The organism is Fulvimarina fulva (assembly GCF_039652615.1).
Taxonomy (GTDB): domain Bacteria; phylum Pseudomonadota; class Alphaproteobacteria; order Rhizobiales; family Rhizobiaceae; genus Fulvimarina.
This window is the reverse complement of the sequence record NZ_JBDJAC010000007.1, coordinates 98,103-109,438: the sequence shown is the minus strand read 5'-3', so window position 1 is coordinate 109,438 and position 11,336 is coordinate 98,103. Positions and strand designations below refer to the sequence as shown.

Here is an 11,336-nt window from a genome sequence, read left to right as displayed (position 1 = left end):
TCAGACCCTTACCAGGTGAATTTCAGGCTCGCATTACCCGCGAGAACCACGTCGTCGCCGACCGTACCGTTGAAGTAAGCGCCTTGCGAAGTGCTCTGTTCGCCGTCCGTCCAGTAGCCGACGAGGCCACCAACACGAAGCTCGGCCCATTCCGCACCTTTCAGCGAGACACCGCCGGAGAGTGTGTAAAGGTCGGTATAGGTCGTTTCCGCACCGGTCGAAACGCCGCGATCATAACCAACTGCGAGCGCGCCAGACACCTGATCGGTGAAGGCACGACCGACGCCGAGCGACGCCGTGTAACCGTCACGCCACTGATAGGGCTGGTAGGAAGACGTAGTGCCGAGCGGGCCGGACAACGTGTTCACGACGGCGTTGTTGGTGCTCCAGTCGGTCCAGCGGAAGGATGCGAGAAGCAGCGTATCTTCGGCGATGCCGCTCTGGAACTTGACGTCGACATATTGCGGGCTCGTGACATCCGACAGCGAGCCGGAGAAACCGCCTGCCGCATTGATGCCCTGAATGGCAGTCGTTGCGCGTGAGCCGGCTGCACCGATGCCGAGCAGGGCTGGATTCGGCAGAGGAATCGAGACGGGCACACCGCCGCGCGAGACATAGGCCGTATTCAGAACCGAGACATTGGCCGTGCCGCGAATGTTCTCGTGCTCGACTTCGGAGCGGTAAAGAACCTGCGCCCGCAGAGCGATCTCCGGCAGTTCGTAAGCCGCGCCGATGCGATAGCCCGTATCATAGCCGCTCTTAACGTCGGTATCGATCTGGGTCGGCAGCGTCGCCTGCAGTCCGAAACCACTTAGCTGAGCTGCGAGCCCTGCACCCGCCGGACCGGACGCCGCGATCTGCGGATTGAGATTGGTGAAGCCGAAGGACGATCCCTGGAAGCTGAAGTTTTCGAAATAAACGCCGCCGAGAAGGCTGAAGCGCCCGTAATCGCTCGCATAGCTGGCGCGACAGGTCGAACCGAATTCATCGGAATCGAACTTGATTTTCCGCGTGCGCGACAAGGAAGTTGCACCCGGGTTTTGGCTTGGAATGCGATCCGCATTGTTGGTGCTCTGGGTCGAAGAGACCTGGAACGGAAGGGCACCGCCCGGCGACCCCGTATAGTCGGCTTCAGCCGCGAACGATTCGGTGTAATGCACCGAACAGGCAAAGCTCTCGCCTCCGAAGGAGACAGCCATGGACGGAATGTTGAAGTCCTGAACGTAGTCGCCGAAGTCGCCACGCTGACCGTTGATCGACTCAAAACCGCGCTGCGGATCGACATAGGTGAGGCCCCACCGGAGCGACGTCGTACCCGGTTCGAAGAGGATGTCGGTATCCGGCGTGCCACGCTGGAAGCCGGCTGCCATGGCCGACGACGACAGCAGCGCTGCGGCCAGCGCACCAAAACAAACTGTTTTCGAAATAGAACTCATAATTCCCCCCAAAAAAGACCACAGGCCTCCCACGGCATCGACATCGCCGTTGACGCTAACGTAAAACACGGGGAACTTTTGCGAAACACGCCATAGGCGCGTATCGAGCCGTCTGTGGCGAATTTACGACGGAATTTTGTGACAAATTTACCTCAAGGCACCCGTATCCTCGCTTCATCTGAATTTCGTTTGTTCGCTGCGAGATAGCGGATTCAAAAGACGGGTCTGGACCGCACCCGCTTTGGGGTACGGCCCGGCTGAAGCCACTGGACGCCGTTTCAGCCCAAACGTGAAAGAGCCGCTCTGAGACTCTCGGTCTCCAGAGCGTAAGCCTCGCTCTTTTCTCGCTCCGCGGCGACGATCTCCTCCGGCGCATTGGCCACGAATTTCGCGTTGCCGAGCTTCTTCTCAATCCGGTTGATTTCGCCTTCGTTCTTCTTGATCGCCTTGGAAAGGCGCGCCTTCTCCGCGTCGATGTCGATGACCCCGGCAAGCGGGATCGCGAATGTGACACCGCCGACGATAATCTGAGCCGATTGCTGCGGCACGGCGTCGGACGTCTCGACGCTTTCGAGACGCGACAGCCGTACAAGCTGCGGGCCATGGCGCTGGAGCCTGTCCGATGTCAGGGGATCGGGCGAAATGGCAACCATCGACACCTTGGCGGAGCCCGGAACATTCATTTCCGCGCGAACCGAACGGATCTGACTGACGATCTCGATGAGCCAGTTGATATCGTCTGCCGATTCCGGGGCTTCGAACTCAACACCCTTCCAGCGGGCATGACAAAGAAGCGTCTCGCGCGCGCTGTTTGCCGTCTCCGCCCAGAGTTCCTCGGTAATGAAAGGCATGAAGGGGTGGAGCAAGACGAAGATGCGATCGAGAACGTAGCCGGTCACGACCTGGACCTCGCCAGCTGCGTCGGCATCCTCGCCACCAAGCGTCGGCTTTGACAGCTCCACATACCAGTCGCAGAACAGATTCCAGACGAACCGGTAAAGAGATGCCGCCGCATCGTTGAACCGATAAGCTTCGAGAGCGGCAGTCGCCTCCTTCTCGGCCTTGGAGAGCTCTGTCACGATCCAGCGGTTGATCGGCAATTGTAGCGAAGCGGGCTCGATATCGATGCCGTGCTTCGCCTCGTTCATCTGGGCGAAGCGCGTGGCGTTCCAAAGCTTGGTGCAGAAATTGCGATAGCCGGAGACTCTCGCCGGATCGAGCTTCACATCCCGACCCTGAACAGCAAGCGCGGCAAGCGTGAAGCGAAGCGCATCCGCCCCGACCTCGTCGATGAGATCGAGCGGATCGATGCCATTGCCTTTCGACTTCGACATCTTCTGCCCGAGCTTGTCGCGAACGAGGGGGTGCATGTAGACCGTGTGGAACGGCTCCTTGCCCGTGAAATGCAGGCCCATCATCATCATCCGCGCAACCCAGAAGAAGATGATGTCGAAGGCCGTCGAGAGCACGGAGGTCGGATAGTATTTGTCCATTTCCGGCGTCTCGTGCGGCCAGCCCATGGTCGAGAATGGCCAGAGGGCGGACGAGAACCAGGTATCGAGAACGTCTTCGTCACGGCTCAACTCAGTCGCCGCGCCGTAATGGGCCTCGGCCATCTCCGCCGCCTTCGCCTCGCTCCGGGCGACGAACACCTTGCTATCCGGTCCGTACCAGGCCGGAATCCGGTGTCCCCACCAGAGCTGGCGTGAGATGCACCAGGGCTGGATGTCCTCCATCCAGCGAAAATAGGTGTTTTCCCACTGCTTGGGCACAAATTTCGTGCGCTCTTCCTTCACCGATGCGATGGCCGGCTTTGCGAGCGTTTCGGCATCGACGAACCACTGGTCGGTCAGCATCGGCTCGATGACGACGCCGGAGCGATCGCCAAAGGGCTGCATGATCTTCTTCGCCTCGACGAGGGGCACGAGTGCGCGCGGCTCGCCGCCCTCCTCCGGTGCGACAGGCGCGCCGACGGGCCCGAGGCGCGGATCGGTCTCCGGCACCATGATCGCGAGGCCTTCTGCGGTCACGTCGGCGATAACGCGGGCGCGCGCCTCGAAGCGATCGAGTCCGCGATAGTCGTCCGGCACGAGGTTGATAGTATCCACATGGGCCGTATCCGGTGCCTTGCCGGACTCGCGAACAGCCTTCGCCATTGCGACGGCTTCCGCATAGGGCGCGCCATCGCTTCGCATCGCGGCGTGCTCGTCCATGAGACGGTAGAGCGGGATCCGATTGCGCTTGGCGACACCATAATCGTTGAAATCGTGCGCGCCGGTGATCTTCACCGCACCCGAGCCGAAAGTCGGATCGGGATATTCGTCGGTGATGATCGGGATCAGCCGGCGGTGCTCCTTCGGCCCGACGGGAATTTCACACAGCTTGCCGACGATCTGCGCATAGCGCTCGTCGGACGGATGAACCGCCACGGCACCATCGCCGAGCATCGTCTCGGGCCGGGTCGTTGCGATCGAGATGTAATCGCGCGTCTCCCGGAAAAGGACGGTCCCGTCCTCGTCCTTCTCGACATATTCATAGGTCTCGCCGCCGGCCAGCGGATACTTGAAGTGCCACATATGGCCGTCGACTTCACGGCTCTCGACTTCGAGATCGGAAATCGAGGTCTGGAAATGCGGGTCCCAGTTCACGAGCCGCTTGTCGCGGTAGATCAGGCCTTCCTCGAAAAGGCGCACGAAGACTTCGAGAACGGCCTCGGACAGGCCCTCGTCCATCGTGAAGCGCTCGCGCGACCAGTCCAGCGAGGCGCCGAGCCGTTTCAGCTGCTCGGAAATCTTGCCGCCGCTTTCGGCCTTCCATTGCCAGATGCGCTCGACGAATGCCTCGCGACCCATCTCCCGGCGGGTCTGCGTCTCGCCGCTCGCAGCCATCTGGCGCTCGACCACCATCTGCGTCGCGATGCCAGCATGGTCGGTGCCCGGCTGCCAAAGCACGTCCTTGCCGCGCATGCGCTCGAAGCGCACGAGAATATCCTGCAAGGTATTGTTGAGCGCATGGCCCATATGGAGTGAGCCGGTGACGTTCGGCGGCGGAATGACGATCGAGAACGCCGGCGCACCATCCTTCTTGCCTGCTCCGGCCCTGAAGGCGTCAGCATCGGTCCAGCGGGCGGAAATGCGCGGCTCGATAGCCGCGGCGTCGTAGGTCTTGTCGATCATGAAATGTCCAGTCGCGCGCAGTCTGAGTGCGTTTTGAGCTGGGTTATGACCGAACGCGCGGGACTGTCAACGCGCGAAAGGCGCGCTGCTTTCACAGAACGCGCCTTTCGGGGAACTTTCGATTTGACCGAGAAAAGGTCAGACCCGCTTCGGACCTCGCGCGACGCGCTCGATCTCCTCACGAACGAGACGTTCGACGATGATCGGGAGATTGTCTTCCAGCCAGTCGCTCAGCATCGGCTGCAGCATTTCGCGAACGGTCGCATCCATCCGTTTTGCCTGTTCGTCGCGCAAAGCGGTTGCAAGCTCGGTGAAGGAGGTCTGGATCTTGCCCTGGGCATCGCCCGAGATCATCGAAACGAGCGCACCACGGCTCGCGGCATCGACGGGGGCGTCGGCGACGTCGTTTGCTGCCTGCGCGACCTCTTTTCGTCCGCCGTCGGCCGCCGGGGTGCTTTCAGGCAAATCAGGATAATCGATCGCAGCACCGATGGCGGTTTCGAGCGAGGCCTCGGCCGCGATCTCGCCTTCGGCCGGGCTTTCCGGATAGGCAAGGCGCAGCTTCACTGCTTCGGCCGGCGTCACGGCTTCAGGCTGCGACAATGGTTCATCCATCAGGCCGGCATTGACCAGAAGTTCGGTCGCAAAGGCTGCTTCGTCGAATTCGCTGGAAAAAGCCTGGGCGTCGATATCCGCCTCGTCGCCGGCTTCAGGGTCGGCGTCCTCGACGCCATTCTTGCGGAAACCGCGCACAGCGTCCTCGAGCGATGCCGCTCGCATGCGCGCGACGGAGACCGTGGCCAGTTCTTCCATCTGCGAAGCGACCTGACGCTCGACCTCCGAGGTCTTGGCGCCGGCGAACGGCGTGGTGCCCTCATCGTTGACGGCCTTCAGGCCGACCGATGTATGCGTTGTGTCTTCTGCAGGAGTGAAAGGAGCCTTTGGAGCCGGAGAAGCTGCGTCACGGAACTGACTCGCCTGTCCTTCGACGATCGCCCTCTCAGCTTCACTGCTGCGCGCTTCCACGCGTGGGACTTCCGAACGTGGGGCATCCTGCTGGCTTGGAATTTCGAGACGCGGCGCTTCCTGCCTCAAGGCTTCCTGGTCCGCGGCGTTCGCACGCGGAGTGCTCTCGACACGCAAAGCTTCCTGGTTTCGCACGTCTCGATAGGGAGCTTCTTCCGCGCGGGATGATTCCACGCGTTGGGATTCCTCGCTTCGCAGATCTGCGCGAGGCGCCGCCGCATGTGGGGCCTTTTCGCCTTTCACGTCCATGCGAAGGGCTTCATGCGAAACGGGCTGCGGAACCGATTTCAGAACCCGATCCTGCGGCGCTTCGGCCGGGGTCTCAGCTTCTTCACGGCCCTCGATGATACGACGAATGGATGCAAGGATCTCATCCATCGTTGGCTCCTGAACCGGCAGAGCGTTCCCCATCACTTGGCTCCTCACGTGACAACCGCTTCAAGGGATAGCGGTCGAATCATGCGTGAAACCTACGACCACGTGCAGATAAAGTGAATCCTTCGTCACCGTTTTTGCGGTTTTTCCCGAGGTTTCGTGCTCTCGCGAAACATCGATGACATTCGAGAGGACTGGAACCTTAGCGCCCGTCTGGCGTCCTCAGACCGAACCACTTGTCTTCGACCTCGACATAGTGGTCGATCGGGTCGTATTTTTTACCGGCAAGCGCGAGAGTCGCCGAAGACAGCCGCCCGACTGAAGACAGTAGGGCATAGCCAGCCACGACCTCGTCGCGCTGGGCGCCCACGAGAAGAATCCGCGCCGTGATGACATCCGCCTGGGCGTTGAGCACGTCGAGCGTGGTACGCTGGCCGACATTCCGCTCTTCGATGACGCCGTTCAGCGCCAGCTGAGCGGCGCGAACCTGCGCATTGTAACCGGCGATATTTGCGCGAGCGGCCTGAAGCTCCGCCCAGGAGGTCGCCACTGCAGCGCGAACCTGATCGCGCGTGCCGTCGACCTGAATGCGGCGCTGACCCAACACTTCCTTCTGCTGGCGAACGATCGAAGACGCACGACCACCCTGATAGATCGGGACTGTGAGCTGCGCGCCGATCGTCGCACTCAGCTGATTGCTTTCGTTTCGCGAATGGACGTTCGAGAAGGCCGACTGCGTGTTGACACCCGGAAGGCCCGAGGTGCTGCTCGACGAAAACGAGCTGGAGGACTGGGAGCCATCCCGCGAGGTATACTCGTTCTGAACGGAAGCCTGGAGTTCGACCTGGGGCAGAAGCGCACCTTCAGCGGACTTCACCTGGAAAGCGGCGGCATCGACGGCAGCCAGGGTCGCGCGGATCGCCGGATGCTCACGCTGCGAAATCTCGTAGGCGCTGCTGACAGAGTTCGGGATAGACCGAGGCACGCTGGCGGGTTGCAGATCGGTCGGCGCATCACCGATGACGCTGTAATAATTCGCTTCGCTGGTCGCCACCTGAGCGAGCGCACTGTTCAGAAGGGCCGTCGCCAGTGCCTGCTCCGACTCGGCCTGGCTGACATCGGTGCGCGTCCCCTCGCCGACCTCGAAGCGCGCCCGTGACGCACGAACCTGCTCGCTGAGGAAGCTCAGATTCTGGCGGCGGAGCGCGGCGATCTGCCGATCCCGCAAGACGTTCATATACGCAGACGCGGCATCGAACAGCGTGTTCTGCTCGGTATTGGACAGATTGTGCTGCCCTGCGCGCACCTGCGCTTTAGCGGCCTCCACATTGTTCGGAGTCTGAAAACCGTCGAACAAGGTCTGGTTCAACTGAATGCCGACAGACGCCGAAAGGATGTCAGTATCGCTATCACCAAAGCTTTTCTCGAACTGGCTCGTCTGCCGGGACGAACCTGAAGACGTCGTACTTTGCCGGCTGCGTGTCGTGCTGCTGGTATCCCCGCCAATCCGGCTTGCCGACGCACTTCCAAGACCGGTGATCGTGGGACGCATCCCGGCGCGAGCCTGGGTGACGTTCTCATCGGTCGCGCGGAGCTCCGCGCGGGCGCCATTGAGATCCTGACTGTTCTGGTAAGCCTTTGCCAACGCCCCTTGTAGCGTTTCCGCGTCGACGGAAACGGGAACGGACAGAATGAGGCCGGCGGTCGCCAGCGCTCTCAACCATGAACGTGTGAGCAATTGCTTCACTCCAGTCTGAAACCGCGCAAAAAGAGACAGCCGAAACAAACGAGCTCGTCATCGCCATCGGTTCTGCGTGAGACTTCACATGATCAGCTAAACCGGGGGTTAATCAAGCCTCAGGTCAGCCATAACATACGGTTTTGAATGTAAGCGGCGCAAACATGCAACGCATGACGCAAGGGTCGTTTCGTCCCCGCTAGAAAACGAACTCGGCCTTTCGCGAGAAGCCCGGCAGAGGCTTGATGGCACAGTTGAAGCCGAAGCGATCGGACACGATTCCCTCTTCGTCCTTCACGTAGAGCCGTGCCTGGGCAGCGAGGCCGCGACCAATCACGGCAACGAGCCGCCCACCCTTCTTCAGTTGATCGAGATAGGTCTGCGGAAGCGTATCGATTGAACCTTCGAACACAATCACGTCGAAAGGCGCTTCGTCGGGATAGCCCTCGACCAGCGGTCCGGTCACCACCGTGCATGTCACGAAATCATGCCGATTGAGAATGTCGGTGGCAGTTGCGGCGAGTTCCTCGTCCTCCTCCAGTGCAACCACCGCACTTGCGAGAAGGGACAGGATAGCCGCGCCATAGCCCGTGCCGCAGCCGACATCGAGGACGACATCGTCTTCGCCGATCGATGCAAGCTGCAGGAGCTTCGCAAATGGCGAGGCCTCCATCAGATAGCGACCGTTGCCGATCGGCAGATCCTCGTCGATATAGGCGAGCGGGCGCTTGCCGGCGGGAACGAACTCTTCCCGCGGAGCCGTGAGAAACGCGCGCAGGATCGAGTGAGAAGTGACATCCGTCGTTCTGATCTGGTTATCGACCAGCTTGGTCCGGGCGTCCTTGAAATCCATGAGACCGCGATCCTCTTTTCCCGCCTTGGCCAGAACTCCGGCCACGAACTTTCCTTATTATCAGGTCCCATCGATCGCAAGGCTGTACGAACGCTGTGTGATGGCCTCTTGCGAATCGAAGCGCTGAAACCGCCTGAAAAACGAAAGACATGAAAGTGCGCCGGACCATCACCGGAACCTCTTGCGTTGCCCCGTCCGACTGAGTAGGTAGACCCCGCATGGGGCCTCGTGGCGGAGTGGTTACGCAGAGGACTGCAAATCCTTGTACGGGGGTTCGATTCCCTCCGAGGCCTCCAATGCCTTTCAAGCACATTGCTTTCGTTGCATTTTTTGCGTTTTTTTGATGCACCGAACGCCATCGCCATCATTTCGTTCTCGAATGTTTCCGGATTGACGCCTGATGATCTCGATAATGAAGCGATGGCGGAGCGCCCGCCGAACTGCCAGCGAATCCGCATCGCAATCGGCGACGGTTTTACTTCTGGAACACACTTCGCGCGGAGCATGAATTGAGGCGCGGCGAATCGCTTAAGAGAGTGAAAGCGAAACCGAGCGCCATCACTGGTACTGTGTGAAGGAGACGAGATCGTCCGCCGCGACGATCATGATCCCGTTTCCCCGTCTCGGGCGAGCATTATAACCTTTCCAGACGGACTCTAAGTGATAGGTTAGCCCCAGCGGCGATCCGTCCGCAATGCCGACTCTTCACGAACGAACACAACGTCGACCTGTGCGAGCGTCTTATCCAGCGGGCGCCGGGTCATGCCGCTAATGTCGTAGATGACGAAACCCTGCTCCTCCATAAACAAGACGATGTCTCCTATTTCCGGACCATCCCCGCGGATGGCGATCGTTCATGTTCGCATGGAGGCATTCACGAAAAAGATCGATCTCCCCGGACGAAGAACGGGGTGGTCGCAGCGAGACGACACCAGAAACCAACTGGGCCGGAGGCGATTTCCGGCATTTTCGAATACCTCAGACGCCAAAGGGATACCTGAAAAGTAAATCTTCCAGAATTTTTTCGGGGCGGATTTATAAGTATATCAAATAAACTTCGTGCTAAGCCAACACAATTTGCAATTACATCGAATTAGACCAAAAGTACAATGTTCCCTGTTCGTAGACTGCGCCTTGTGATGATTGCGGATGCGACATACCCTCGGCATAGGTCGCGCTATGAGCAATTGTTTTGCGATTGAACGCTGCCGGCCAAAATTCGGCTGTACATCGCGCTTCGATGGGCTGAACTGCGACCTGAATGCCAATCTCAGGTTCGTCGAACATTTCCTTCAGAAATCTCCTTAACTCATCCTGTGTCAAAGAGACTTTCATGCAGAGTGTAAAATCAATATAACTACTTCGCTCAATCTCAAAATCTCCGTTTTTATAACGTTGCGGAAGGTGCTTCGTTATCGGATCGGGCGAGTCACGCAGAACGAATACTAATGCCACCCCAAATAAAACGAAATAAGCAAAAATAAAAAGAACTTTGGAGGAATGCGTCATATCAGCCCTGTCGCTTGTATTTTCGCACGCGCATCGACGTCCTTCTGACGCGCCTTGAACGGCTCGTCCTTCCAGATCTCTTTCGCGCTCTCGCCCGCCTTGATCCGAGCCTTCTCGTCCTCGGTATTTCTCTGGCGCGGAGCGGCAACGAGCGTCGCGTCGATGATCTGGCCAGACATCGGAAGATAGCCGGCCTCCGTGATCGCCCGATCAAGGCGCGCAAACAGGGCATCGAGCGCATCGGTGGCGATCAGGGCCTCGCGAAAGTCCCACAGCGTGTTGGCGTCCGGGACGCTGTCGCCGGGACCCAGGCCACAGAAGCGCATCCAACTCAGCCGGTCCTTCACGAGAAACTCGGTCTGTTCGAGCGAGAGACCGTTCAGCGCCTGAAGCACAAGCATCCTGAACTTCAGAACCGGATCGAAAGGCGGTCTGCCGCCTTTGCTGCGAACGCCGGGCGGAAAGGCCTTCAAAAGCTCCGAGCGGAACATCTCGAAATCCACCGTCGCCGCAAGCTTCTCAAGCGGATCGCCCTGTTTGGAGAGCTGAGACAGCCTATCCGAAACCTCCCAAAATCCAAGCTGACCCCACATACGATCCTCCCCATCAATACGACGTCAGTGAATCAGATCACCGAAAAACACGCCAGTTTCCGGAGGCGTCCAGCTTATAATAGCGGAGCGAAAAAGGTGTATCACGCCGTTTCGCAAGTGATTGATTTTACTTGAGCCAAATTTCTGCAACACCGCCCGATAAAGCGTCGTTTTTGCTGCCTTAGGGGCGTCCGTCCGAGGCCTCCATCACCTTTCAAGCCCTCGCAGGAACTACGGCGACTGCCGAAGTCGTTGTTCTGATTGCGACTTGCTGGGAATACCGACAGCGAGGCTCGCCCGGTTTTTCTCTTGGATCCGCCACCAATTTGCTCACGCTGCGCAAAGGCGTAACCGGGCGAACCAGGTGCTCCCGCCTGCTGCATGAACATACCTTCGCGGCAAGCAGTCGTTCGTGCTCCGCGATACAGCGGGCGCCCCAGATGCGCTGCGACGGCTTCAGGCTCATCAAGAATCGCGTAGCTCAGAGCGCGGCGAACCGTCCGAAGTTCTTCGACAGGTGTACGGTTTCAAAGACGCGCAGCGACATCCTTGTGCAATCACCCCGCGAACCGATCGCGCTTTACCAAACGTGAAACGGAAATAAGGATTGGTCTGGTCTCAAACGGACAT

The 11,336-nt window shown here is 59.4% G+C and carries 8 protein-coding genes and 1 tRNA gene; 1 reads left to right on the top strand and 8 read right to left on the bottom strand.

Features of this window, described 5'->3' with window-relative positions; all coding sequences use genetic code 11:
• Positions 1–8: 8 nt before the first annotated feature.
• The 5 genes from ABDX79_RS11415 to ABDX79_RS11395 form a co-directional block, all read right to left on the bottom strand.
• Entirely contained in the window at positions 9–1,436 is a 1,428-nt protein-coding gene (locus tag ABDX79_RS11415; protein WP_346220416.1) for a long-chain fatty acid transporter, read from the bottom strand.
• A 278-nt stretch (positions 1,437–1,714) separates the two neighbouring features.
• Complete coding sequence (locus ABDX79_RS11410) at positions 1,715–4,612, bottom strand: valine--tRNA ligase (protein WP_346220415.1); 2,898 nt, start codon at positions 4,610–4,612, stop codon at positions 1,715–1,717.
• Positions 4,613–4,750: 138 nt separating this feature from the next.
• Positions 4,751–6,016 (bottom strand): PopZ family protein, encoded by a 1,266-nt coding sequence (locus ABDX79_RS11405; RefSeq protein WP_346220414.1) that lies wholly within the window; start codon positions 6,014–6,016, stop codon positions 4,751–4,753.
• A gap of 199 nt (positions 6,017–6,215) precedes the next feature.
• Positions 6,216–7,760: a TolC family outer membrane protein gene (locus tag ABDX79_RS11400; RefSeq protein WP_463671156.1), complete on the bottom strand. Its 1,545-nt coding sequence runs from the start codon at positions 7,758–7,760 to the stop codon at positions 6,216–6,218.
• Positions 7,761–7,950: 190 nt separating this feature from the next.
• Entirely contained in the window at positions 7,951–8,604 is a 654-nt protein-coding gene (locus ABDX79_RS11395; RefSeq protein WP_346220551.1) for a protein-L-isoaspartate O-methyltransferase family protein, read from the bottom strand.
• 222 nt (positions 8,605–8,826) lie between these two features.
• On the opposite strand from ABDX79_RS11395, the gene ABDX79_RS11390 reads away from it, so the two are divergent.
• A tRNA-Cys gene (locus ABDX79_RS11390) sits at positions 8,827–8,900 on the top strand.
• A gap of 372 nt (positions 8,901–9,272) precedes the next feature.
• Here ABDX79_RS11390 and ABDX79_RS11385 read toward each other — a convergent pair.
• The 3 genes from ABDX79_RS11385 to ABDX79_RS11375 all read right to left on the bottom strand — a co-directional run bounded on the left by ABDX79_RS11385 (position 9,273) and on the right by ABDX79_RS11375 (position 10,706).
• Positions 9,273–9,413, bottom strand: coding sequence for a hypothetical protein (locus ABDX79_RS11385; protein ID WP_346220412.1), 141 nt, complete (start codon positions 9,411–9,413; stop codon positions 9,273–9,275).
• A gap of 274 nt (positions 9,414–9,687) precedes the next feature.
• A complete protein-coding gene (locus ABDX79_RS11380; RefSeq protein ID WP_346220411.1) occupies positions 9,688–10,113 on the bottom strand; it encodes a hypothetical protein in 426 nt (141 codons plus the stop codon).
• Positions 10,110–10,706, bottom strand: a complete 597-nt coding sequence (locus ABDX79_RS11375) for a transposase (RefSeq protein WP_346220410.1) — start codon at positions 10,704–10,706, stop codon at positions 10,110–10,112. Before ABDX79_RS11375 ends, ABDX79_RS11380 begins: the two co-directional genes overlap by 4 nt.
• Between the last annotated feature and the right edge of the window lie 630 nt (positions 10,707–11,336).